Annotated in this window: 20 protein-coding genes; 18 read left to right on the forward strand and 2 right to left on the reverse strand. The window is 68.4% G+C overall.

Annotated features, from left to right (window positions below; all coding sequences use genetic code 11):
- The first annotated feature begins 55 nt into the window (after window positions 1–55).
- The gene (gene hpt / locus B1790_RS33360) at window positions 56–643 is read left to right on the forward strand and encodes a hypoxanthine phosphoribosyltransferase (protein ID WP_079927579.1); all 588 of its coding nucleotides are present in this window, start codon (window positions 56–58) and stop codon (window positions 641–643) included.
- Window positions 644–666: 23 nt separating this feature from the next.
- Entirely contained in the window at window positions 667–2,904 is a 2,238-nt protein-coding gene (locus tag B1790_RS33365; protein ID WP_079927554.1) for a molybdopterin-dependent oxidoreductase, read from the forward strand.
- A 9-nt stretch (window positions 2,905–2,913) separates the two neighbouring features.
- On the opposite strand, the gene B1790_RS33370 is transcribed toward B1790_RS33365, so the two are convergent.
- The gene (locus B1790_RS33370) at window positions 2,914–3,639 is read right to left on the reverse strand and encodes an SIMPL domain-containing protein (protein WP_079927580.1); all 726 of its coding nucleotides are present in this window, start codon (window positions 3,637–3,639) and stop codon (window positions 2,914–2,916) included.
- A gap of 21 nt (window positions 3,640–3,660) precedes the next feature.
- Entirely contained in the window at window positions 3,661–4,620 is a 960-nt protein-coding gene (locus tag B1790_RS33375) for an alpha/beta fold hydrolase (protein WP_198952192.1), read from the reverse strand.
- Window positions 4,621–4,756: 136 nt separating this feature from the next.
- Between B1790_RS33375 and ftsH the strand changes: the two genes are divergently transcribed.
- The 16 genes from ftsH to B1790_RS33455 all read left to right on the forward strand — a co-directional run bounded on the left by ftsH (window position 4,757) and on the right by B1790_RS33455 (window position 24,374).
- Entirely contained in the window at window positions 4,757–7,144 is a 2,388-nt protein-coding gene (gene ftsH, locus B1790_RS33380; RefSeq protein ID WP_079927555.1) for an ATP-dependent zinc metalloprotease FtsH, read from the forward strand.
- A gap of 70 nt (window positions 7,145–7,214) precedes the next feature.
- Entirely contained in the window at window positions 7,215–7,790 is a 576-nt protein-coding gene (folE, locus tag B1790_RS33385) for a GTP cyclohydrolase I FolE (RefSeq protein ID WP_142271675.1), read from the forward strand.
- A gap of 20 nt (window positions 7,791–7,810) precedes the next feature.
- Window positions 7,811–8,638, forward strand: coding sequence for a dihydropteroate synthase (gene folP, locus B1790_RS33390; RefSeq protein WP_079927583.1), 828 nt, complete (start codon window positions 7,811–7,813; stop codon window positions 8,636–8,638).
- Window positions 8,631–9,017, forward strand: coding sequence for a dihydroneopterin aldolase (gene folB / locus B1790_RS33395; RefSeq protein WP_079927584.1), 387 nt, complete (start codon window positions 8,631–8,633; stop codon window positions 9,015–9,017). The genes folP and folB overlap by 8 nt, the downstream gene beginning before the upstream one ends.
- Window positions 9,014–9,529: a 2-amino-4-hydroxy-6-hydroxymethyldihydropteridine diphosphokinase gene (gene folK, locus B1790_RS33400; RefSeq protein WP_079927556.1), complete on the forward strand. Its 516-nt coding sequence runs from the start codon at window positions 9,014–9,016 to the stop codon at window positions 9,527–9,529. Before folB ends, folK begins: the two co-directional genes overlap by 4 nt.
- Entirely contained in the window at window positions 9,530–10,006 is a 477-nt protein-coding gene (locus B1790_RS33405; RefSeq protein WP_079927557.1) for a DUF3180 domain-containing protein, read from the forward strand. It abuts the gene before it with no gap.
- 77 nt (window positions 10,007–10,083) lie between these two features.
- Complete coding sequence (locus tag B1790_RS33410; RefSeq protein ID WP_079927558.1) at window positions 10,084–11,454, forward strand: DUF6779 domain-containing protein; 1,371 nt, start codon at window positions 10,084–10,086, stop codon at window positions 11,452–11,454.
- 45 nt (window positions 11,455–11,499) lie between these two features.
- On the forward strand, window positions 11,500–12,435 hold the full coding sequence (locus B1790_RS33415) for a Rossmann-like and DUF2520 domain-containing protein (protein WP_079927559.1): 936 nt from the start codon (window positions 11,500–11,502) through the stop codon (window positions 12,433–12,435).
- Entirely contained in the window at window positions 12,432–13,376 is a 945-nt protein-coding gene (gene panC / locus B1790_RS33420; RefSeq protein ID WP_079927560.1) for a pantoate--beta-alanine ligase, read from the forward strand. Before B1790_RS33415 ends, panC begins: the two co-directional genes overlap by 4 nt.
- A gap of 4 nt (window positions 13,377–13,380) precedes the next feature.
- A complete protein-coding gene (locus B1790_RS33425) occupies window positions 13,381–14,196 on the forward strand; it encodes a type III pantothenate kinase (RefSeq protein WP_079927561.1) in 816 nt (271 codons plus the stop codon).
- A gap of 98 nt (window positions 14,197–14,294) precedes the next feature.
- A complete protein-coding gene (locus B1790_RS33430; RefSeq protein WP_079927562.1) occupies window positions 14,295–16,775 on the forward strand; it encodes an FAD-dependent oxidoreductase in 2,481 nt (826 codons plus the stop codon).
- Between the two features lie 13 nt (window positions 16,776–16,788).
- Window positions 16,789–17,955, forward strand: coding sequence for an aromatic ring-hydroxylating dioxygenase subunit alpha (locus tag B1790_RS33435; RefSeq protein WP_079927563.1), 1,167 nt, complete (start codon window positions 16,789–16,791; stop codon window positions 17,953–17,955).
- On the forward strand, window positions 17,952–19,445 hold the full coding sequence (locus B1790_RS33440; protein WP_079927564.1) for an aldehyde dehydrogenase family protein: 1,494 nt from the start codon (window positions 17,952–17,954) through the stop codon (window positions 19,443–19,445). The genes B1790_RS33435 and B1790_RS33440 overlap by 4 nt, the downstream gene beginning before the upstream one ends.
- Window positions 19,446–19,469: 24 nt before the next feature.
- The gene (locus tag B1790_RS33445; protein ID WP_079927565.1) at window positions 19,470–21,011 is read left to right on the forward strand and encodes an APC family permease; all 1,542 of its coding nucleotides are present in this window, start codon (window positions 19,470–19,472) and stop codon (window positions 21,009–21,011) included.
- Entirely contained in the window at window positions 21,004–22,557 is a 1,554-nt protein-coding gene (locus B1790_RS33450; protein WP_079927566.1) for a GMC family oxidoreductase, read from the forward strand. The genes B1790_RS33445 and B1790_RS33450 overlap by 8 nt, the downstream gene beginning before the upstream one ends.
- Window positions 22,530–24,374, forward strand: coding sequence for a putative nucleotidyltransferase substrate binding domain-containing protein (locus B1790_RS33455; protein WP_142271672.1), 1,845 nt, complete (start codon window positions 22,530–22,532; stop codon window positions 24,372–24,374). The genes B1790_RS33450 and B1790_RS33455 overlap by 28 nt, the downstream gene beginning before the upstream one ends.
- The last annotated feature ends 5 nt before the right edge of the window (window positions 24,375–24,379 follow it).

Consider the following 24,379-nt stretch of genomic DNA (forward strand, 5'->3'; position numbering starts at 1 on the left):
GCCCATGAAGAACAACTAGTTGGTCGTGGATGCCCTGACGTGGCACGCTGTTGCCGTGCCCGAGCCAACTGCCGCGGACCCGTATCCCGGCGACATCCAATCGGTTTTGCTCTCCGAGGCCGAAGTGCAGAAGAAGGTGTCCGAGCTGGGCGCGATCCTCGGTGCGCACTACCGCGAGTCGGTCGCAGAAAACGGCCAAGACCTCCTGCTGGTGACCGTGCTCAAGGGTGCGGTCATGTTCGTCACCGACCTCGCTCGCGCGATCCCGCTGCCAACGCAGCTCGAGTTCATGGCGGTCAGCTCGTATGGCTCGTCGACGTCGTCATCGGGCGTGGTGCGCATCCTCAAGGACCTCGACCGCGACATCAACGACCGTGACGTGCTCATCGTCGAAGACATCGTCGACTCCGGGCTCACGCTCAAGTGGCTGCTGCGCAATCTCGCCACCAGGCATCCTCGGTCGCTGAAGGTCTGCACGCTGCTGCGCAAACCCGACGCCGTCCGGGTCGACTTGGACATCGACTGGTGCGGCTTCGACATCCCCAACGAGTTCGTCGTCGGCTACGGCCTCGACTACGCGGAGCGCTACCGCGATCTGCCGTACATCGGCACCCTGGATCCGAAGGTCTACGAGACGCCCTAGGGTTCGCGGCGCACAATGCAGGCATGGTCGACACCCGCACCGCGCTGAGAATCTGCCCGTTCTGCGAAGCCACCTGCGGGCTCACCCTGGAAGTCGACGACACCGCGCTTCGGGTGGTCGCCGCCCGCGGTGACCGCGAGGACGTCTTCAGTGCGGGCTTCATCTGCCCCAAGGGGGCGAGTTTCGGTGAACTCGACGGCGATCCGGATCGGTTGACCCGTCCGCTGATTCGCCGGGACGGCGAGCTGGTCGAGGTCGGCTGGGACGAGGCCTTCGCGGCGGCCGCGGCGGGACTGGGAGCCGTGCTCGCCGAGCACGGGGGTTCGTCCGTCGCGGTGTACGCCGGCAATCCGAACGCCCACACCATCGCCGGAGCGCTGTACGTGCCGTTGATCATCCGCGGCCTCGGAACCCGGCAGGTGTACTCGGCCAGCACCCTCGACCAGATGCCCAAGCACGTCGCGCTGGGGCTGATGTTCGGCAACCCGCTGGCGTTCACGGTGCCCGACCTCGACCGTGCCGTGCACCTCGTCGTGATCGGCGCCAACCCGCTGGTGTCCAACGGGAGCCTTGCGACCGCCGCCGACTTCGGCGGCAAGCTCAAGGCGCTGAAGAAGCGCGGCGGCCGGCTGACGGTGATCGACCCGGCGCGGACCCGCACCGCCGAATTGGCCGACCGGCACGTCGCGCCCCGGCCAGGAACGGACGCGGCGCTGCTGTTCGCCATGGTGCACACCCTGTTCGACGAAGATCTCGTCGACCTCGGGCAGCTCGCGGATCTCGTCGACGGTATCGACGAATTGCAAGCGCTGGCAAGGGAATTCGCACCCGAGCACGTCGCCGACCACTGCGGTGTTCCCGCCGAGGAGATTCGGGCGGTCGCCAGGGAGATCGCCGCGGCCCCCGTCGCCGCCGTGTACGGCCGGATGGGCACCTCGACCGTCGAGTTCGGCACCGTTGGCAGCTGGTTGGTCGACGTGCTCAACGTCTTGACGGGCAACCTGGACCGGCCCGGCGGGGTGATGTTCCCCCAGTCACCCGTCGGCGCGGCACCCCGTCCGCCGCGACCCGGCCGCGGATTCCTGGTGGGACGGTGGCACAGCCGGGTCTCCGGGTTCCCCGAGGTGCTCTCCGAGCTGCCGGTGACGGCGCTGTCGGAGGAGCTGGAGACACCGGGGGAGGGCCAGGTCAAGGCCGTCATCACCGTCGCGGGCAACCCGGTGCTGTCCGCGCCGGACGGAGCCCGGTTGAGCCGCGCGCTCACCGGCGTGGACTTCATGCTCAGCGTCGACCCGTACCTCAACGAGACGACGCGCCACGCCGACGTGATCCTGCCCCCGCCGCCGCCCTCGCGCAGCGCCCACTACGACATCGCGCTGGCCAACGCGGCGGTTCGCAACAACGCCCGCTACTCGCTTCCCGTGCTGCCGCTCGACGACGGCCAACCCGACGAGCCGACGATCCTGTCCCGGCTGGCGCTGACGATCGCCGGCCTCGGGCACGACGCCGACCCGGCGTTGGTCGACGAGCAGGTGATCGCCGCGACGCTCGGCAAGGAGGTCGCCGACCCCACCTCACCGGTCGCGGGGCGCTCCGTCGACGAGCTGACGGCGATGCTGCCGCCGGGACCGGGTTACGAACGTCGGCTCGACATGATGTTGCGGCTCGGCCCCTACGGCGACGGCTTCGGCGCCAACCCCGACGGTCTGACCCTGCAGGCGCTCAAGGACGCCCCTCACGGCGTCGACCTCGGGCCGCTGCGTCCGCGCCTGGCCGAGGTGCTGCGCACCCCGACGGGCAAGGTCGACCTGGCGCCTGCCCTGCTCGTCGCCGACGCCCAACGGCTTCGGGCGTCGGTGTCGTCAGACCGCGTCGACGGCTACGTGCTGATCGGCCGACGGCACCTGCGGTCGAACAACAGCTGGATGCACAACCTGCCCGCGTTGGCAGGCGGAACGAACCGCTGCACGCTGCAGATTCACCCCGACGACGCCGACGAGCTCGGCCTCGCCGACGAGGCAAGGGTGAAGGGGCCGGGCGGCGAGCTGGTCGTCGCGGTCGAGCTCACCGACCGCATCCGGCGCGGGGTGGTGTCCCTTCCGCACGGGTGGGGTCACGACCTCGGCGGCACCGCGCAATCGGTGGCGACCGGGCAACCGGGGGTGAACGTCAACCAGCTCAACGACGGGCTGACGGTCGACCCGCTGTCCGGCACCGCGGTGCTCAACGGCATCCCGGTGCACATCGCGGCGGTGGTGTGAGAAAGCTGGTCAGCCCAGTTCCCAGACGACCGTGACGGCGAAGCCGACGGTCTGCTGACCCGGTGACATCGGCGCGGCCTCGGCGGCCACGTCGTAGCGAACCGGCGACGGCGGCGGCGGGGTCACGCCACCGGTCTCCGAGATGGACAGCACCTTGCCGAGGCCGAGGCCGGACAGCTCCGCGTACTGCTGAGCCCGGCTCTTGGCGTCGTCGAAGGCCCGGCTGCGGGCGTCCTTGACCAACTGTGAGTCGTCCTCGATCGAGTACGTCACCGAATTGATCCGGGTGGCGTCACCACCGGTCGTGGTGACGGCGGCCAGGACCTGGGGTCCGGTGTCGATCTTGCGGACCTTGACGTCGATCGAGTTGCTGGACTGGTAGCCGACGATCGAGGTGCCGTTGGAGCCGTACTGCGGCTGCAGCGTGACCGTCGTCGTGCTGATGTCCTTGCGGTCGATTCCCTGACCGACGAGCGCGTCGGTCACCGCGTTGGCCCGGCTGCTCGTCTGATTGGACGCGCCGATCGCGTCCGGCGCCGTCGCGGCGATCGAAAGGCTGATCGTCAGCGTGTCCGGCGTGCCGTCGACCTTGCCCTCGCCGATCACGGTGACCTGGCGCGGCGCGGCTGTCCCTGGAACCGCTGCGGGGGCCGCGGTGGCGTCGCAGCCGACGACTGCGACGGCGGTCAGCGCCGCCCCGGCGAGCAGGAGGAGTCGAGTCAGAGGCTTCGGCATGGCACGCACCCTACCGTCCACTCAGACGGTGCCCAGGAACTCCAACAGCGCGGCGTTGACCTCGGCCGGGCGCTCCTGTTGCAGCCAATGACCTGCGCCGTCGACGAGCACCTCCCGGTACGGTCCCGACACCACGTCGCGGACGCGGTCGCGGGGCGTCATTTCAAGGGCCGGATCCGCGGTGCCGCCGATGAACAGAGTGGGCACGGCGATCGTCGGCGACGGGGTGGTCTGCGTCAGCTCCCAGTTCCTGTCGAAGTTGCGGTACCAGTTCAGCGGTCCGGTGAATCCCGTCCTGGTGAACTCGGCGACGTAGTGGTCGACCTCGTCTTCAGCTATCCAGTCGGGGCGGCCGTCCGGTTCCGGCAACCGCTCGACGAAGCCCGCCGGGCCGGGTGTCGCCATCTTGAGGAAGACGTTCGTGCTGTCGGTGGACCGCATGCCGCCCATCAGTCTGCGCATGGTGCGGGCGGGGTCGGCGGACAATTCGGCGTCGGCTGGCCCTGGTTCCTGGAAGTAGAGGATGTAGAAGAAGTCGTCGCCGAACGCGCTGCGCCAGGCCTCCGTCGGCCGCGTCGGGGGGCGGGGGATCGGGGGCACGCTGACGGCAACGCACGCCGACACGCGATCCGGGTGCAGCAGCGGAAAGTTGGTGGCCACCACCGAACCCCAGTCGTGGCCGACGACTACCGCCTTCTCCGCACCCACGTCGTCGAGCAGCCCCGCGACGTCGCCGGTCAACTTCACGACGTCGTAGTCCTCGACGTCCGACGGCGCCGACGAACCGCCGTAGCCGCGCTGATCGGGGGCCAGCACGTGATACCCGGCGGCAGCCAACGCAGGGATCTGATGACGCCACGAAAACGCGAGTTCCGGGAAGCCGTGCGCGAGCACGACGACGGGTGCTCCGCGGTCACCGGCCTCGGTCACGCGCAACGTCACGCCGTTGGTCTCCACTAGCCGCTGGGTCGAGGTGAGCACCTGCTGAGCCAAGCACGAGACGTCGGGAACCGTCGATCGTTGGTCAAGCGGTAGCCTTGATTCACCCAACCTGCGCTTATCGGAAGGACGTGGCCGGACTCGATCAGCTCGAGAATCTTCTGGCCTAAGACAACGAATGAACCGTAAGAACGTCATCCGCACCCTGACAGCGATTGCGGTCGTCCTGTTGCTGGGTTGGTCCTTCTACTACTTCAGTGACGACACCCGTGGTTACACGCCGGTCGACACCTCGGTGGCGATCAGCCAGATCAACGGCGACAACGTCAACTCCGCCCAGATCGACGATCGCGAACAGCAGGTTCGCCTCGATCTGAAGAGCGCGAACGGCGACACCGAAGGCAAGGACAAGGTCATCACCAAGTACCCGACGGGGTACGGGGTCGAGCTGTTCAACGCCTTGAACGCGAAGAACGTCAAGACCAACACGATGGTCAACCAGGGCAGCATCCTCGGGTCCCTGCTGATCTACCTGTTGCCGCTGCTGCTGCTCGTCGGTTTGTTCGTCATGTTCTCCCGCATGCAGGGCGGCGGCGGGCGGATGGGCTTCGGCATGGGCAAGTCCAAGGCCAAGCAGTTGGGCAAGGACATGCCCAAGACGACGTTCGCCGACGTCGCAGGCGTCGACGAAGCCGTCGAAGAGCTCTACGAGATCAAGGACTTCCTGCAGAACCCGACGCGCTACCAGGCGCTCGGCGCGAAGATCCCGAAGGGCGTTCTGCTCTACGGTCCGCCAGGTACCGGCAAGACGCTGCTGGCCCGCGCCGTCGCCGGTGAAGCCGGGGTGCCGTTCTTCACGATCTCCGGCTCGGACTTCGTCGAGATGTTCGTCGGCGTCGGTGCCTCCCGGGTGCGCGACATGTTCGAGCAGGCCAAGCAGAACAGCCCCTGCATCATCTTCGTCGACGAGATCGACGCCGTCGGTCGCCAGCGCGGCGCAGGCATGGGCGGCGGCCACGACGAACGCGAGCAGACGCTCAACCAGTTGCTGGTGGAGATGGACGGCTTCGGCGAGCGCCAGGGCGTCATTCTCATCGCGGCGACCAACCGGCCCGACATCCTCGATCCTGCGCTGCTGCGCCCCGGTCGCTTCGACCGGCAGATCCCGGTGTCCAGCCCCGACCTGGCCGGCCGCCGTGCGGTGCTCAAGGTGCACTCGCAGGGCAAGCCGATCGCCGAGGACGCCGATCTCGACGGCCTCGCCAAGCGCACGGTCGGCATGTCCGGCGCCGACCTCGCCAACGTCATCAACGAGTCCGCCCTGCTGACGGCCCGCGAGAACGGCACCATCATCACCGGTGCCGCGCTGGAGGAGGCCGTCGACCGCGTCGTCGGTGGACCGCGCCGCAAGGGCCGGATCATCAGTGAGCACGAGAAGAAGATCACCGCGTACCACGAAGGTGGGCACACCCTCGCGGCCTGGGCGATGCCCGACATCGAGCCGATCTACAAGGTGACGATCCTGGCCCGCGGCCGTACCGGCGGGCACGCGATGTCGGTGCCCGAGGACGACAAGGGCCTGATGACGCGCTCCGAGATGATCGCGCGCCTGGTGTTCGCCATGGGTGGCCGCGCGGCGGAGGAGCTGATCTTCCGCGAGCCCACAACGGGCGCCTCGTCGGACATCGACCAGGCCACCAAGATCGCCCGCGCGATGGTCACCGAGTACGGCATGAGCGCCAAGCTGGGCGCCGTCCGCTACGGCACCGAGCACGGGGACCCGTTCCTCGGCCGTTCGATGGGCACGCAGGCCGACTACAGCCACGAGGTCGCCCAGATCATCGACGACGAGGTGCGCAAGCTGATCGAGGCCGCGCACACCGAGGCGTGGGAGATCCTCACCGAGTACCGCGACGTCCTCGACGTGCTGGCCGGTGAGTTGCTCGAGAAGGAGACGCTGCACCGGGTCGAGCTGGCGGCGATCTTCGCCGACGTGAAGAAGCGTCCACGTCTGACCATGTTCGACGACTTCGGTGGCCGCGTGCCGTCGGAGAAGCCACCGATCAAGACGCCTGGCGAGTTGGCGATCGAACGCGGCGAGCCATGGCCGCCGCCAGTGGAGGAGCCGGCCTTCAAGGCGGCGATCGCCGCCGCGAGCAGAGCGGCCGAGGCCCAGAACGGCGCCAACGGCCACAACAACGGTGTCAACGGCAACGGGTCCTACGGCGGCCAGAACGGCTCGTCCGGCCCAGGCGGCAACGGCGCACCCGCCGGTCCGACTCAGCCCAACTACGGCGCACCCGCCAACTGGCATGCACCGGGATGGCCTCCTCGGGGACAGCCGCAGGGGCAGGGGCAGTACCCGCCGCCACCGCCGTCGGGATGGGGACCGCCGCCGCCATACCAGGGTGGCTACCAGCAGCCGTATCCGCAGCCCTATCCTCCATACCAGCCGTATCCCCAGCCAGGCGCGCCCGCGCCGCGCGGTGGCGGCCCCGCGCCGCGCCAGCAGGACGACGTCGACGACAGCAGTGACGACGGACCCGCAAAGCACTCGGCCGGCTGAACCGAACGGAGCTCCGTTGACGAAGCCCGCTACTACGACGACCGCCGACCCGACCGACTCGCATGCCTTCGTGGCGGCGACGTTCGACCAGGAGCGCGCCGAGAACGCCGTCCGTGAACTGCTGTACGCGGTCGGTGAGGATCCCGAGCGGCACGGTTTGCTCGACACGCCGGCCCGGGTCGCGCGGGCCTACCGGGAGATGTTCGCCGGGCTGTACTCGAATCCCGACGACGTGCTCAACACCACGTTCGACGAGCAACACGACGAGCTGGTGCTGGTCAAGGACATCCCGATGTACTCGACCTGCGAACACCACCTGGTGTCGTTTCACGGCGTCGCGCACGTCGGCTACATCCCTGGCGTCGACGGCCGGGTGACGGGGCTGTCCAAGCTGGCCAGGGTGGTGGACATGTACGCAAAGCGGCCGCAGGTCCAGGAGCGGCTGACGGGGCAGATCGCCGACGCGCTGATGCGCAAGCTCGACCCGCGCGGCGTGATCGTCGTCATCGAGGCCCAGCACCTCTGCATGGCGATGCGCGGCATCCGCAAGCCGGGGGCCAGCACCACGACCTCGGCGGTGCGGGGCCAGTTCAAGACTGACAATGCGTCGCGGTCCGAGGCGCTGGATCTCATCCTCCGCAAGTGACGTCGACACGCGTGAAGGTGATGGGCGTCGTCAACGTCACCGACGATTCGTTCTCCGACGGCGGCCTCTACCTCGACCGTGACCGCGCCGTCGAACATGGCGTGGCGTTGGCCGCCGCGGGCGCGGCGATCGTCGACGTCGGCGGCGAGTCGACGCGTCCTGGCGCCACCAGAGTCGACTCCGCCGCCGAGATCGCCAGGGTGGTTCCGGTGATCAAGGCGCTCAGTGAGCAGGGGGTGACGGTCAGCATCGACACGATGCACGCGGCCGTCGCTCGGGTGGCGTTGGAGAACGGCGCCAGAGTCGTCAACGACGTCTCCGGTGGGCGGGCCGATCCCGACATGGCGCCGCTGCTGGCCGAGGCGGGCGTGCCGTGGATCCTGATGCACTGGCGAGCAGTGGCCGCCGACCGCCCACACGACGTGCCGCCCTACGGCGACGTGGTGGCCGAGGTGCGCGACGAGTTGGCGGCCGCGGTGGACGCCGCGGTTGCCGCCGGAGTCGACCCCGGCAAGCTCATCATCGATCCGGGTCTTGGCTTCGCCAAGTCCGCCCAGCACAACTGGACGTTGCTGGCGGCGTTGCCGGACATCGTCGACCTCGGCTTGCCGGTGCTCGTCGGCGCATCGAGGAAGCGGTTTCTCGGTGCGCTGCTGGCCGACGAAGACGGTGAACTGCGGCCGCCCGGTGGCAGGGAGACCGCGACGGCGGTCATCTCGGCGCTGGCGATGATGCACGGCGCGTGGGGGGTGCGCGTCCACGACGTCGCCGCGACAGTCGACGCGCTGAAGGTCGTCGAGGCATGGGAGGCGGCACCCACGTGGGCAGGTGAGGCGGGCCGTGGCTGATCGAATTGAATTGCGCGGCTTGACCGTTCGTGGAAATCACGGCGTGTTCGACTACGAACGTCGTGACGGTCAGGACTTCGTCGTCGACGTCACGGTCTGGATCGACCTCGCCGCCGCGGCGGCCAGCGACGACCTCGCCGACACCGTCGACTACGGGGCACTCGCCCAGCTGGCGGCGGACATCGTCGCCGGCCCGCCCCGCAACCTGATCGAGACGGTCGCCGCCGAGATCGCCGACGCGGTGATGGCCGACGAGCGGCTGCACGCCGTCGAGGTCGTCGTACACAAACCAGAAGCGCCGATTCCGTTGACGTTCTCCGACGTGGCGGTGGTGGCGCGGCGATCGCGCCGCGGCGGGCGCGCCGGCACGCCATCGTGACCCGCGTCGTCGTGTCGATCGGCTCGAACGTCGGCGACCGCCTTGCCTACCTGCGGTCGGTGGTCGACGGGTTCGGGTCTGCCGTCCGCGCCGTGTCACCGGTGTACGAGACGGACGCGTGGGGCGGCGTCGAGCAGGGGCCGTTCCTCAACGCCGTCGTGATCGCCGAGGACGCCGCGCTTGACTGTCGTGCATGGCTGCGCCGCGGGCAGGAACTGGAACGGTCGGCCGACCGTACGCGCGAAGTCCACTGGGGTCCAAGGACTCTCGACGTCGACCTGATCACGTGTCACTCCGGCGACGACGAAGTGACGAGTACCGACGAGGTGCTGACGCTCCCGCATCCGTACGCGCATCAGCGGGCCTTCGTGCTCGTCCCGTGGTTGGCCGCCGACCCGGAGGCCACGTTGACGGTGAACGGAGCGTCGCAACCGGTCCGACGGCTGCTCGCCGACCTGGACGCGGGCGAGCGCGACGGCGTCCGTCCCGTCGCCGACGTCCTGGCCCGCTGAATGGTCCCGACCCGCAAACGGGATCTCACGATCGCGACCGTCGTCCTGGCGATCCTCGGCTACGTCGTCACGTGGCGGCTGTTCGGGTCGTTCCCCCCGATCAGGGTCTTGACCGGAGTGTCTCTGCTCGGGGTGGCCGTCGCCGTGGCGGCCTGGGCGTTCTACCTCAGGTCCAAGATCGGCGACGGCAAGATCGGCGTCGGCCCCGGCCGGGTTCACCCGTTGGCCGTGGCACGCGCCGTGATGATCGCGAAGGCGTCCGCGTGGGTCGGGGCGTTGGCCCTTGGTTGGTGGTTGGGGGTGAGCGCATTCTTCGTGCCGAACCGGAGCGTCCTGCGAGTCGCAGGCGAAGGCAGTGTCGGTGCGGTGCTGGCCGCCCTGAGTGCGCTGGCCCTGGTGCTCGCCGCCCTCTGGCTCGAGCATTGCTGCAAGTCGCCGGACGAGCCGCCCGACGACGCGGACGGCGTGCTCGGTTAGCTCGCCCGAGCAGCTGACCAGGAGAATCGCCGACGCGGTCGGTACGCGATGAGGACTGTCACAGGTACAGTCGGCCCATGACCGAACCGACTCGTGGGGCCCGCGCGCGGCGCGGAAACCGCAGGCCGGGCTCGTTGCTGCTGACGGCTTTGCTGGTACTTGCCATCGTGTCGAGTTCGGCCCTGGTGTTCACCGACGAGGTGGCGCTGTTGAAGCTTGCCGTGGTCGTCGCCCTGTGGGCGGCGGTGGTCGGTGCCTTCGTGTCGTTCATCTACCGACGGCAGGCCGATCTCGACCAGGCGAAGTCCCGCGACCTGAAGTTGGTGTACGACCTGCAGCTGGATCGGGAGATTTCGGCGCGGCGCGAGTACGAGTTGTCCATCGAGACGCACCTGCGCCGCGAACTCGCCTCGGAGATGCGGGCCCAGACGTCCGACGAGGTAGCCAGCCTCCGCGCCGAACTGGCGGCGCTGCGCGCGAATCTGGAGATCATCTTCGACACCGATCTGCAGAGCAGGCCGGCCATCGAGACCGAACGAACCACCGTGCACAGGTTCGGGGACTGGGACGCCGTACCGCAGGCGACGCAGGAACGCGACGACGACCGGAGCTTCGGCCCCGGCCGGGTGATCAGCAGCCGCATCGACACCCAGGACACGCCGGCCGCCGACGCCATCGTCGGTGACGACAGCGATCCCAACACCGAGGAAAGCCCGATCATCGACGTGCCCGCGGAGCCGCAGCCCGAGGGTGACGAGTGGGGACCGTTGTTGTCGGGCGGCGCGCACCGGCGCGCATCGGAACAGGAACGCGCCGCCGCCGCGTGGCGCCCGCCGGCCGCCGAGGAGCCACGGCCGGAGGGCAGACGACGCGCGCCGGAACCGTTTCCGCCGCCGCCGCCCAGCGCGCCGGTTCGGGAGCCGGTCAACAGGCACGAACCGGTGGAATCGGATTGGCGGCCAGCTCCCGCCCAGGGTCAGTTCATCCCCGCCGGAGCACCGGGGAGCAACTGGACGTCCCCCGTCGTGGAGCCCGACACCTCCGACACCCTCGACACCTCGGCGACCGCTGACCCCGTCGACCAGGTCCCACCGCCACCGCCACCGCCACCGCCGGCGATGACGTCGCCGCCAACGGAAGCGCCTCGCCCTGGGCGCCACTACACGGGCGACCACAAGGTGGAGACCGCCGCCGAATCCGCCAGGCGCGCCCGCCATGCGGCCGCCGCGGAGGATGCCGAGGCCGCTCGCCGCACACCGCCGACGCTGGCTACTCCGACCCCTCCTCAGCCCGAGGCTCCCGAGGTGCCACCCGCACGGCATCGCGGTGCCGACGAGCCGGAAGAACCGGCGGGCCAGCACATCGGCGGCCAGCCGGTCTCCGAGCTGATGGCTCGTCTGCAAGCCAACGGCACCGGAGGCGGCCGTCGTCGGCGCCGCGACGAGTGAGTTAGTCTCGACGCTCACAACCACTAGCCTGCGAGGTCGTCTGCGATGGTGCAGCCCGACGGACTGCGTCCGGCCCGGCTCGCGGTGGGCATCATCTCCGCAGGCCGGGTGGGGACGGCCCTTGGCGTTGCCCTCGAGCGGGCCGAGCACGTCGTCGTCGCATGTAGCGCGATATCGCGAGCGTCGCGTCAGCGGGCCGAGCGCCGACTCCCCGACACCCAGGTGCTGCCCGTCCAAGACGTCGCCGCCAATGCCGAGTTGCTGATCCTGGCGATCCCCGACGTCGAACTCGCCGGAGTCGTCGCGGGACTGGCCGCCACGGGATCGGTCCGGCCGGGCACCATCGTCGTGCACACCTCGGGAGCCAACGGCATCGCCGTGCTCGCCCCGCTGGCCGAACTCGGGTGCATCCCGTTGGCGATTCACCCCGCGATGACGTTCACCGGCTCCGACGAGGACCTGACCAGGCTCTCCGGCGCGTGCTTCGGCATCACCGCGGCCGACGACGTGGGGTACGCGGTCGCCCAGTCGTTGGTGTTGGAGATCGGTGGCGAGCCATTCGGCGTGCCGGAGGACGCCCGGCCGCTCTATCACGCAGCGCTGGCCCACGGGGGCAATCACGTCGTCACCGTGGTTCTCGACGCGGTCGAGGCGCTGCGTGCCGCACTCCGCGGGCAGGAACTCCTCGGCCAGGAAGCCGTCGGCGACGCCCCAGGCGGCATCGCCGAGCGCGTCCTCGCGCCGCTGGCGCGCGCGTCGCTGGAGAACGCGTTGCAACGCGGTCAGTCCGCACTGACCGGACCCGTGGCCCGCGGTGACTCCGCCGCCGTCACCCGTCATCTCCACGCCCTCGAGGACGTGGATTCCGCACTCGCACAGGCATACCGGGCCAACTCACTGAGGACGGCGCAGCGGGCACATGCCCCGGCCGACGTATTCGACGCGCTGACAGACCAGCCGAATGAAGGGGGTCGCCCGTGAGCGTCCACAAACCGCCGAAGTTCGCCGCAGGTGAGCTCAACGTCTACACCAAGGTCCGGGACGTCGCCGACGTCTCCCGCGCGCTTCGCACCACCGGACGACGCGTCGTCCTGGTGCCGACGATGGGGGCGCTGCACGAGGGTCACCTGGCTCTGGTGCGGACGGCCAAACGCGTGCCGGGTGCGGTCGTGGTCGTGTCGATCTTCGTCAACCCGTTGCAGTTCGGCGCTGGCGAGGATCTCGACGCCTATCCCCGGACGCTTGACGACGACGTGGCGCTGCTTCGGGGCGAGGGTGTCGAGATCGTGTTCGCGCCCACCGCGGCCGACATGTATCCGCACGGTCAGCGGACGACGGTTCAGCCCGGCCCGCTCGGCGCCGAGCTCGAAGGTGCTTCCCGCCCAACGCACTTCGCGGGGATGCTCACCGTCGTGCTGAAGCTGCTGCAGATCGTCCGACCCGATCAGGCGTTCTTCGGCGAGAAGGACTACCAGCAGTTGGTGCTGATTCGGCAGATGTCGGACGACCTCGATCTCGACGTCAAGATCGTCGGAGTGCCGATTGTGCGAGAAGCCGACGGGCTCGCCATGTCCTCGCGCAACCGGTACTTGGACTCCGACCAGCGCGAGCAGGCGGGAGCCCTGTCGGCGGCGCTGCTCGCCGGCATGTACGCCGCCTCCCATGGCGCGGCGGAGGCGCTGGACGCCGCCCGCGCCGTGCTCGTCGAAGTGCCTGATCTCGAGGTCGACTACCTCGAGATCAGGGACCCGTGGCTGGGTCCGACGCCAGCGGAGGGATCCGCCAGGATGGTGGTCGCCGCCAAGATCGGCACCACCAGGTTGCTGGACAACATCGCGGTCGACGTCGGCGCGGCAGCGGGAATCGACGGGCATTCGCGCGTCGAATCGGGTCAGAGCCGCGAACTGCCGTGGAGGAATTGACGCCGTGCTGCTCGCGATCGACGTCCGCAACACCCATACCGTCGTCGGACTGATCTCCGGTTCGGGCGACCACGCAAAAGTGGTGCACCACTGGCGCATTCGCACCGAGGCCGAGGTCACCGCTGACGAGTTGGCCCTGACGATCGACGGTTTGATCGGCGACGACGCCGAACGGCTGACTGGCGCGACCGGGTTGTCGACCGTGCCGTCGGTGCTGCACGAGATTCGCGTGATGCTCGACCAGTACTGGTCTTCGGTGCCGCACGTGCTCATCGAGCCGGGCGTGCGGACGGGCATCCCGTTGCTCGTCGACAATCCCAAGGAAGTCGGCGCCGACCGGATCGTCAATTGCCTTGCGGCGTACCAGAAGTACGCCAGTGCGGCGATCGTCGTCGACTTCGGGTCGTCGATCTGCGTCGACGTGGTGTCGGCCAAGGGGGAGTTCCTCGGCGGAGCCATCGCGCCGGGCATCCAGGTGTCCTCGGACGCGGCGGCCGCCCGGTCGGCGGCCCTGCGTCGGGTCGAGTTGACCCGCCCGCGTTCGGTGGTCGGCAAGAACACCGTGGAGTGCATGCAGGCCGGCGCGGTGTTCGGCTTCGCGGGCCTGGTCGACGGTCTGGTCAGCCGGATTCGATCCGACGTCGACGGCTTTGCGGGCGACGACGTCGCGATCGTGGCCACCGGACACACGGCGCCGCTGTTGCTGCCCGATCTGGACACCGTTGCGCACTACGACCAGCACCTCACCCTGGAGGGTCTGCGCCTGGTGTTCGAGCGCAACCAGAACGACGGCCGGAGCAAGCTCAGACCGGCTCGCTAGCCCCGTTTCTCCCAGTTTCGGACTCCCCGTTTCTTCCTGTTGACGTGTGACGTCCGCGGGAGAATCATGTGTTGCGCATCGCGTGAGCGTTGCGCTCCATGCAACAGTCGGAGGATTCCTTGGCAGCCCCCAAGGTCGTCGTCATCGGTGCGGGAATCGTCGGAAGCTCGTTGGCCGACGAACTCACCGCCCGAGGCTGGACCGACGTCACCGTTGTCGACCGCGGTCCGCTGTTCGCCACGGGTGGGTCGACGTCGCACGCCCCCGGTCTGGTGTTCCAGACCAATCCGTCGAAGTCGATGTCGGAGTTCGCGAAGTACACCGTCGAGAAGTTCAGTGCCCTCGATCATCCCGACGGCTGGGCCTTCAACCCGACGGGCGGACTCGAGGTGGCGTCGACCCCGGAGCGCTGGGCCGATCTGCACCGCAAGGCGGGCTGGGCCCAATCCTGGGGCATCGCAGGCGAACTTCTGACCGCAGGGCAATGCGCGGAGATGCACCCCCTGCTGGACGCCGACCGCATCCTCGGCGGGTTCCACACTCCCACCGACGGTTTGGTCAAGGCGATCAGGGCCGTGGAGGCCCAGGCGCGCGCGGCGACCGCCCGCGGCGCGACGTTCCGCCCCCACACCGAGGTGCTCGGCATCGTCGACGACGGCCGCAAGGTGACGGGCGTTCGGACCGCCGACGGCGTCATCCCCGCCGACGTCGTCGTGTGTTGTGCCGGGTTCTGGGGCGCCCAGCTGGCCAAGCAGGTCGGTCTCGTCGTGCCGCTGGTCCCGATGGCGCACCAGTATGCGACGACCGGCCGGATCGAACCGCTCGTCGGCCGCAACACCGAACTGACCGAGGCCAGGCTGCCCATCCTGCGTCATCAGGATCAGGACCTGTACTTCCGGGAGCACGTCGACCGGATCGGGATCGGGTACTACGGGCACGACCCGATGCCAGTCGACATGTCATCCCTTGCGGCCGACACTGCAGGCGAGCAGATGCCGTCGATGCTTCCGTTCACCGAGGAAGACTTCGCCCCCGCCTGGCGAGAGTCCACGAAACTCCTTCCCGTGCTCTCCGATTCGAAGGTAGAGCAGGGATTCAACGGGATCTTCTCGTTCACCCCCGACGGCTTCTCCATCATGGGTGAGCACCGCGAGCTCAGCGGCTTCTGGGTCGCGGAGGCGGTCTGGGTGACGCACTCGGCTGGCATCGCCAAGGCCACCGCGGAATGGATCGTCGACGGCACCCCGTCGGTCGACGTCCACGAATGCGACCTCTACCGCTTCGAGGACGTCGCCCGCACCGACGACTTCATCCTGACGACCAGTTCGCAGGCGTTCGTCGAGGTGTACGACATCATCCATCCGCATCAGTTTCGCGACGCGCTGCGCGGGCTCCGTACCAGCCCGTTCTACGCGCGTCAGCAAGAGCTCGGCGCCTTCTTCTTCGAAGGTGGGGGCTGGGAACGGCCGGCCTGGTACGAGGCGAACGGCGAACTGGCGCAACGGCTCCGCGACGAGGGCCTGGCGTTCCCCGAGCGCGACGAATGGTCGGCGAAGTTCTGGTCGCCGATCTCGATTGCCGAGGCCCACTGGACCCGCCACCACGTCGCGATGTACGACATGACGCCGCTGACCCGTTACGAGGTTGCGGGCCGCGGTGCGGTCGAGCTGCTGCAGCGGCTGACCACCAACAACGTCGACAAGAGCGTCGGGTCGGTCACCTACACGATGATGCTCGACGAAACGGGCGGCGTCCGAAGCGATCTCACCGTCGCCCGGCTGGCTCCCGACCGTTTCCAGGTCGGCGCCAACGGGCCAACCGACTTCGACTGGCTCACCCGTCACCTGCCCGAGGACGGCAGCGTGACGGTCCGCGACGTCACCGGCGGCACGTGCTGTGTCGGCCTGTGGGGGCCCGCGGCCAGGGACCTGGTTCAGCCGCTGTGTCATGACGACCTCTCCCATGATGGCTTCAAGTACTTCCGCGCCATGTCGACTCATCTCGGCGCCATCCCGGTGACCATGATGCGGGTGTCCTACGTCGGCGAACTCGGGTGGGAGATCTACGCCGACGCGGCATACGGGGCCGCGCTGTGGGACCTGTTGTGGAACGCCGGGCAGGACCACGGCGTCATCGCCGCAGGCCGGATCGCCTTCAACAGCCTGCGCATCGAGAAGGCCTACCGTTCGTGGGGCACCGACGTGACGGCCGAGCACCTTCCCGCGGCGGCCGGACTGGACTTCGCCGTCCGGATGACCAAGGACGACTTCGTCGGCAAGGCCGCTCTGGAAGCGGCCCCACCGCCAGAAAAGGCATTGCGCAGCATCGTCTTCCACGACCCGACGGCCGTGGTGCTCGGCAAGGAGCCGGTGTTCCTGGACGGCTCCCCGGACTGTGCCGGCTACGTGACCAGTGCCGCCTACTCGGCCACGATCGGGCGTTGCATCGCCTACGCGTGGCTCCCCGCGTCCACCGCGCCGGGTGACGTGGTCGCCGTCGACTACCGAGGTAGCCGCTACGGCGCAACGGTGCACGCCGAGCCGATAGTGGACCCCGAGATGGCCCTAATTAGGCGATGACCAGAGGAACGCGATGACCACGACCGAGAACTCGCCTGCGCTGCTGGCCACCCTTGCCGGTGACTTCTACACCAGTGCAACGATTTTCGCCGCCGAACAGAACGAGATATTCGAGAAGCTCTGGTTCTGCGCCGCCCGCTCCAGTGAACTGGCCAACCCCGGTCAGTTCAAGAACGTGCAGATCGGGCGCGAGAGCGTGCTGGTGGTCCGCGGCAAGGACGGCGCCCTGCGGGCGTTCCTGAACGTCTGCCGCCACCGCGGCGCCGCGCTGTGCACCGAGTCCGAAGGCCAGGTCAAGCGGAGCCTGCAGTGCCCGTATCACGCCTGGACCTACGCGCTCGACGGCAAGTTGATCGCCGCGCCGAACCTGGCGTCGCTGAAGGAGGCCTCCGGTGAGGGCATCGACCGCTACAAGTACGGGCTGATTCCGGTCGCGCTGACCGAGTGGCTCGGCTACGCGTGGGTCTGCCTTGCCGACGAACCGCCGTCGTTCGACGACGACGTGATCGGCGAGGTCACCCGCCGCCTCGGCGATCCGACCGCCGTCGACCACTACGACATCGCAAGTTTGAGCGTCGGCCGCCGGGTGGTCTACGACGTGGCGGCCAACTGGAAGCTCATCGTCGAGAACTTCATGGAGTGCTACCACTGCGCCACGATCCACCCCGAGCTCACCGAGGTACTCCCCGAATTCGCCCAGGGCCTCGCGGCGCAGTACTACGTGGGACATGGCGCCGAATTCGGTTCCGACATATCCGGTTTCACCATCGACGGCAGCGCAGGCTTCGACACCCTTCCCGGCGTCACCGAGGACCAGGATCGCCGCTACTACGCCATCACCATCAAGCCGACGGTCTTCGTGAACCTCGTGCCCGACCACATCATCTTCCACCGGATGTATCCGCTCGCCCCGGATCGCACCATCGTCGAATGCGACTGGCTCTACACCGCGGACGTGGTGGAGCAGGGTCGCGACGTCTCCCGTTCGGTCGAGCTGTTCCACCGGGTCAACCAGCAGGACTTCGACGCCTGCGAGCGCACTCAGCCCGCGATGTCGTCGCGCGCCTATCGCAACGGTGGCGTACTCGTTCCTTCCGAACATCACATCGCGGAGTTCCACGAGTGGGTAGTGTCCCGAATCGGCGCCCACCCTGACGCCACGACGCGAGGTGACATGTGAACGGTGAGCCCGACCTCTACGTCGGCGGGCGGTGGCGTCACGCGTCCGACGCCGGGACCCGCGAGATCGTCAACCCGGCCGATGGAAGCATCGCCGCCGTGGTCGACGAGGCAACCGACGCCGACGCCAGGGATGCCGTCCAGGCGGCCAGGGCGGCGTTCGACGACGGGGCTTGGCCCGCAACGCCCGTCGCCGAACGGGCGGCGCTGCTGATGCGGATAGCCGATCTGCTACAGCGCGACCGGGAAGAACTGTCGCTGCTCGAGACCCGCGACACCGGAAAGACCCTGGCGGAGAGTCGGATCGACATTGACGACGTGACGTCGGTGTTCCGCTACTACTCGAAGCTGGTTGGCGTGCAGGCCGACCGGGTCGTCGACGTCGGCGATCCCGACGTCATCAGTCGTGTCGTTCGGGAGCCCATCGGGGTGTGCGTCCTCATCGCGCCATGGAACTACCCGCTGTTGCAGATGTCGTGGAAGATCGCCCCCGCGCTTGGCGCCGGCTGCACCATGGTCGCCAAGCCCAGCGAAGTCACCCCCTTGTCGACCATCGCCTTCGTGCACCTGCTCGAAGAGGCGGGCGTGCCCGGCGGAGTGGTCAACCTGGTGCAGGGCAGCGGCGCGGCCCTTGGCGCCGCCCTGACCGACAACGGCGACGTCGACTTCATCTCGTTCACCGGCGGACTCGCCACCGGGCGGACCATCTCCAAGGTCGCCGCCGAGCACGTCACAAAGGTGGCCGTGGAACTCGGTGGCAAGAATCCGCACATCGTGTTCGCCGACATCGGGACCGGAGACGCGTGGGACGCCGCCGTCGACCAGGTGCTGACGGGGGTGTTCCTGCACTCCGGTCAGGTCTGCTCGGCAGGCACCAGGCTGATCGTCGAGGAGTCGATCGCCGACGAGTTCGTCACCGCTCTCGTCGCCCGTGCCGAGAAGATCCGGATGGGTGACGGCATGGATCCGGCCAGCGAGACCGGTCCGCTGGTGTCAGAGCAACACCGGGCCAAGGTGGAAGCCCATGTGGCGTCGGCGATCTCGGAGGGGGCGACGCTCGTCACCGGCGGATCGCGGCCCACCGATCCGGCGCTGGCGGCTGGCAGCTTCTATCTGCCGACGATCTTCGACCGGTGTGACCGTTCCATGGCGATCGTCCAGGAGGAGACCTTCGGTCCGATTCTGACGGTGGAGCGGTTCACCGAAGAAGCCGAGGCGATCCGCCTCGGGAACGACACGGAATACGGTCTCGCGGCGGGCGTTCGGACGTCCGACCCGGCGCGGGGCGAACGTGTGGTGCGCGCGTTGAGGCACGGCACGGTGTGGCTGAACGACTTTGGCTACTACACCGCGGCAGCGGAGTGGGGCGGATACGGGAAGTCTGGGAACGGTCGCGAGCTTGGCCCCGCCGGGCTCGCGGAATATCAAGAGCTCAAACATATCTGGCACAACGTCGCGCCGAAACCCGCGGGCTGGTTCAAGGGTGTATAGCCGAACCTTTCGAGAGGACGTTTAATGGCAGTCGACCCGAACGCTCTGAGCGCCGACAGTGGCGGCTTGGACGACTTTGGCTACAAGGAATCCCTCGACCGAAGCATTGGCAAGTTCGCCAGCTTCGCCGCCGGGGTCAGCTACATCTCCATCCTCACCGGCACTTTTCAGCTGTTCTACTTCGGCTTCGGCACGGCGGGACCGGCCTACCTGTGGTCGTGGCCGATCGTGTTCGTCGGCCAGATGGCCGTGGCGCTGTGCTTCATGGAGCTGGCCGCCAAATACCCGATCGCGGGAGCGGTCTACAACTGGTCGAAGATGCTCGCGAGCCGGATCGTCGGATGGATGTCGGGCTGGCTCATGCTGACGGCGTCGATCGTGACGATCTCGGCCGTCGCGCTGGCCTATCAGCTCAATCTTCCCCGGCTGTGGAGCGGCTTCCAGATCATCGGCGACGGCACGGGTGAGTACGACGGCCCCGCCAACGCCGTCCTGCTCGGCACCGTCCTGATCGCGTTCACGACACTGGTCAACGCTCTTGGCGTCAAGCTCATGGCCCGAATCAACAGCGCGGGCGTCTTCATCGAACTCATCGCCGCCGTGTTGATCGTGGTGCTCCTCGGATTCAACATCAAGCGCAGTCCCGACATCTTCTTCTCGACCAACGGCTACGGGGCGGGGGAGAGCACGGGCTACCTCGGCGCCTTCCTGATCGCCTCGCTTGCATCGGGTTACGTCATGTACGGCTTCGACACGGCCAGCTCGCTGGGCGAAGAGACCGTCGAACCGCGCCGCACCGCACCGAAGGCCATCTTCCGGGCGATCCTGGCGTCCTTCGTGATTGGTGGCGGCATCCTGGTGTTCGCGGTGATGGCCGCACCCAACCTGGAGGACCCGGCGCTCGGCGAGAGCACCGGCGGTCTGCAGTACATCGTCGAGCAGGTCATGTGGGGCCCGCTTGGCACGATCTTCCTGATCTGCATCGTCATCGCGGTGACGGTGTGCACGCTGGCGGTCCACACCGCGGCCATCCGGCTCACCTTCGCCATGGCACGCGACAACGCACTTCCCTTCGGAGAGAAGCTGGCTCGCGTTCATCCCAAGACGCAGACCCCGATCGTTCCCGCGGTCATCATCGGCGTGCTCGCCGTGCTCATCCTGGTGATCAACGTCGGCCAGGCCAAGATCTTCACGGTGCTGACCTCGATCGCCATCATCATGATCTATCTCGCCTACCTGATGGTGACGGGACCGCTTCTGAAGAAGCGACTCCAGGGGCAGTGGCCGCCAAAGGATCTCGCCGAGGGCGGCTACTTCACGATGGGCAAGTGGGGCATGCTGGTGAACATCGTCGCCGTGGTGTGGGGCGCGGCGATGGCACTGAACCTCGCCTGGCCGCGGGTCGCGGTGTACGGCGAGGGCTGGTACTACCAGTGGGGCGCCTTCATCTACATCGGCGTCATCCTCGGCGCGGGTCTTCTGTGGTACGCCGTGAAGGGCCGCCACCACATCGGCACGCTGGAATCGCATGCCGCCGTTGCGAAGATCCCCGGCATCGATGTCTGACGATCAGTTCGATTACGTCATCGCCGGCGGCGGGACGGCCGGCTGCGTGCTGGCCGCCCGCCTGTCGGAGGACCCCGACGTGACGGTGTGTCTGGTCGAGGCCGGCCCGACCGACGTCGGCAACGACGACATCCTGCCCCTGGCGAAGTGGATGCACCTGCTCGACTCCGGCTACGACTGGGACTACCCCGTCGAACCGCAGGAGAAGGGCAACAGCTTCATGCGGCACGCCCGCGCGAAGGTGCTCGGTGGGTGCTCGTCGCACAACTCGTGCATCGCGTTCCACCCGCCCGCCGAATGCCTCGACGAGTGGGTCGAGATGGGCGCCACCGGTTGGGGGTCGGCCGAAATCCTGCCGCTGGTCCGGCGTTTGGAGACCAACGACGCGCCAGGGGACCACGGGCACGACGGCCCGGTTCGCCTTCAGGACGTGCCGCCCGTCGACCCATGCGGCATCGCGGTGCTCGAGGCAGCGGCACTGGCTGGGCTGCCGACGGTTGCGTTCAACCGTGGCGACACCGTGCGCAACGGCGCGGGCTGGTTCCAGATCAACGTGGGCGCCGACGGCACCCGCATGTCCACCTCGCACGCGTATCTGCACCCAATCCTGGACTCCCGCAAGAATCTGGAGGTCCGCACCGGCTGCTGGGTCTCGGAGATTCTCTTCGACGAGTCCAATGCCGCCACCGGCGTGCGGTATCAACGTCCCGACCTCACCGGCTACGACACCGTGTCGGCGCGCCGCGAGGTGATCGTCACCGCCGGATCCATCGACACGCCGAAGTTGTTGATGCTCTCCGGAATCGGTCCCGCCGACCACCTCAGGGAGATGGGCGTCGCGGTTCGGGTCGACTCACCGGGCGTCGGGTCCAACCTCGACGACCACGTCGAGGGGCTGGTGTTCTGGGAGGCCGCCAAACCAATGGTGACCACCTCGACCCAGTGGTGGGAGATCGGTCTCTTCACCTGCGTCGACGAGGGTCTGTCCCAGCCCGACCTGATGATGCACTACGGCAGCGTGCCGTTCGACATGAACACGTTGCGACGCGGCTACCCGACGACGGACAACGGATTCTGCTTGACGCCCAACGTGACTCAGGGCCACTCGCGCGGAACCGTTCGCTTGCGCAGCCTCGACTATCGCGACCGGCCCCGGGTCGACCCCCGTTACTTCACCGATCCCGACGGCTACGACGAGCGGATCATGCTCGCCGGTGTTCGGTTGGCCCGCAAGATCGCCGAGCAGGCGCCGCTGAAGGGCTGGATCGCGCGCGAGCTGGCGCCGGGGCCCGACGCGACCACCGACGACGAGCTGCTCGACTACGTGCACCAGACGCACAACACCGTCTACCACCCGGCGGCCACCGCGCGGATGGGAGCGGTGAGCGACCCGATGGCCGTGCTCGATCCGCAGTTGCGGGTCAAGGGCGTTTCTCGGCTGCGGGTGGTCGACGCGTCGGCGATGCCGAAGCTGCCGTCGGTGAACCCCAACATCACCGTGATGACCATGGCCGAGAAGTGTGCGGACTTGATCCGGGGGAGCTGAGCGAGTTCCTCGGCGGGTACACGCCATTCCAGGCGGCGTCCGCCGACGAACTCGCCGATCTGGCGGCCGGGTCGACCGTGGTCACGTTCGCCACCGGCGCGGTGATCGCCGACTACTCGGCGCAGGTGCCCGGCGACGTGTGGATGGTTCGCACGGGCCGCGTGACGCTGCAGGCCGCCGACGGCTCGGCGGTCGACGTCGTCGAGCCGGGCGGCATCTTCGGCTACACCCCGCTGCTCACCGGCGGCGGGATGGAGTTCGTGGCTCGAGCCACCGAGCCGAGCACCCTGATCCGGTTGCCGGGCCAGCAGGTGCGTACCCAGTTCGCGACGCCCGCCGGGTTGGCGTTCCTCGCCTCGTCGGCGTGGAGCGTCACCGCGGGCAGTCGCCCCGCCCTGGTTCCCGTCGCCGACAGCAGGCCGGTCGGCGAATTGGTGCACGGGGACGTCCATCTCGTCACGCCCGACGTCTCGGTGCGCGACGCCGTCATCCGGATGACCGAACGGCACGTGTCCTACGCGCTGATCTCGTTGCCGGACGGCGAGTACGGGATCTTCACCGACCGCGATCTTCGGACTCGCGTCGTCGCGGCCGGGCTGTCGGTGGACGTGCCGATCACCCGCGCGATGAGCGCACCGGCGCGACGCGTCACCGCCGACCTGACCGCCGAGACGGTGCTGATGTCGATGCTGGAGAGCGGACTTCGGCACATGCCGGTGACCACGGCGCGCGGCGAGGTGATCGGCGTCCTCGAAGACGCCGACCTCCTGGCGGCCTCGGCGAGGCAGAGCTTCATGTTGCGGCGCTCCATCGGTCTGGCCGCCGACGCCGACGAACTGCAGGCCGCCGCGCAGCACGTCACCCATACCGCCAGCGCGCTGTTCCGAAGCGGCACGAAGGCATCCGCGACGAGCGGCATCCTCTCGATCGTGATCGACAGCGTGGTCCGCCGGGCACTGGAACTCGCACTCGCCGAGGCGCCGTCGGACGCGGGCACTCCGACGTCGGGCTTCGCATGGTTGACCCTCGGCAGCATCGCACGACGTGAGGCGATGCCCTCCTCGGACGTCGACAGCGCGCTGTCTTGGCGCGACGACCTGTCGCCGGTCGGCGACCAGCTCAGGGCGATCGCGAGGCGTGCCCACGCCATCCTCGACGGTTGTGGGCTGCCGTCGGACAGCAACGGAGCCGTCGCCTCGAGTCCCAATTTCTCCCGCTCACAAAGCGATTGGGCCCGAGCCGCCCGTGGTTGGCTAGAGGATCCGCTCGTCGGCAAGGGGTTGATCCTGTCCTCGCTGCTGCTCGACGGCCGGGTGGTCTGGGGCGAGACCGCGCTGCACACGATCCCGGCTGCCTACCGCAGGATGCGCGCCGAGCATCCGAACGCGTTGCGGCTGCAGCTGCTCGACGCGCTGTCCGGTCGGGTACGCGCCCGGTCCCTGCGCGACGTGCTGTCGCGTCGCGGTGGCACGTTCGACCTGAAGAGCCACGCGGTCACGCCGATCGTGAACCTGGCGCGGTGGGGCGGCCTGGTTGGCGACGTCGCGTCGGCGTCGACCCCGGCTCGGCTCGAGGCGGCCGCGGCCTGCGGCGCGCTGAGCGAGCGTGACGCGGCGACTCTCGGCGAGGTCTTCGTGATGCTGCAGCGGCTGCGGATGACCCATCAGGTCGAGCAACTCCTCGTCGGGCAAGTTCCCGGTGACGTGATCACCATGTCCGAGCTGTCCCCGCTGAACCGGAGCTTGCTCAACGACGGACTCCGCGAGATCGCCGCCGTCCAGAGACGTGTCGGCAACTTCGGCATTCCGGCCGTATAGGGTCG

The sequence above is a fragment of the Mycobacterium sp. AT1 genome (assembly GCF_002043095.1).
GTDB lineage: Bacteria > Actinomycetota > Actinomycetes > Mycobacteriales > Mycobacteriaceae > Mycobacterium.

Excerpts from the sequence above, each read along its gene's own strand:
- B1790_RS33365 (WP_079927554.1), top strand. The coding sequence starts at position 667 with ATGGTCGACACCCGCACCGCGCTGAGAATCTGCCCGTTCTGCGAAGCC.
- B1790_RS33370 (WP_079927580.1), bottom strand. The coding sequence starts at position 3,639 with ATGCCGAAGCCTCTGACTCGACTCCTCCTGCTCGCCGGGGCGGCGCTG.
- ftsH (WP_079927555.1), top strand. The coding sequence starts at position 4,757 with ATGAACCGTAAGAACGTCATCCGCACCCTGACAGCGATTGCGGTCGTC.
- folP (WP_079927583.1), top strand. The coding sequence starts at position 7,811 with ATGGGCGTCGTCAACGTCACCGACGATTCGTTCTCCGACGGCGGCCTC.
- B1790_RS33405 (WP_079927557.1), top strand. The coding sequence starts at position 9,530 with ATGGTCCCGACCCGCAAACGGGATCTCACGATCGCGACCGTCGTCCTG.
- B1790_RS33410 (WP_079927558.1), top strand. The coding sequence starts at position 10,084 with ATGACCGAACCGACTCGTGGGGCCCGCGCGCGGCGCGGAAACCGCAGG.
- B1790_RS33415 (WP_079927559.1), top strand. The coding sequence starts at position 11,500 with ATGGTGCAGCCCGACGGACTGCGTCCGGCCCGGCTCGCGGTGGGCATC.
- B1790_RS33430 (WP_079927562.1), top strand. The coding sequence starts at position 14,295 with ATGCAACAGTCGGAGGATTCCTTGGCAGCCCCCAAGGTCGTCGTCATC.
- B1790_RS33435 (WP_079927563.1), top strand. The coding sequence starts at position 16,789 with ATGACCACGACCGAGAACTCGCCTGCGCTGCTGGCCACCCTTGCCGGT.
- B1790_RS33445 (WP_079927565.1), top strand. The coding sequence starts at position 19,470 with ATGGCAGTCGACCCGAACGCTCTGAGCGCCGACAGTGGCGGCTTGGAC.
- B1790_RS33450 (WP_079927566.1), top strand. The coding sequence starts at position 21,004 with ATGTCTGACGATCAGTTCGATTACGTCATCGCCGGCGGCGGGACGGCC.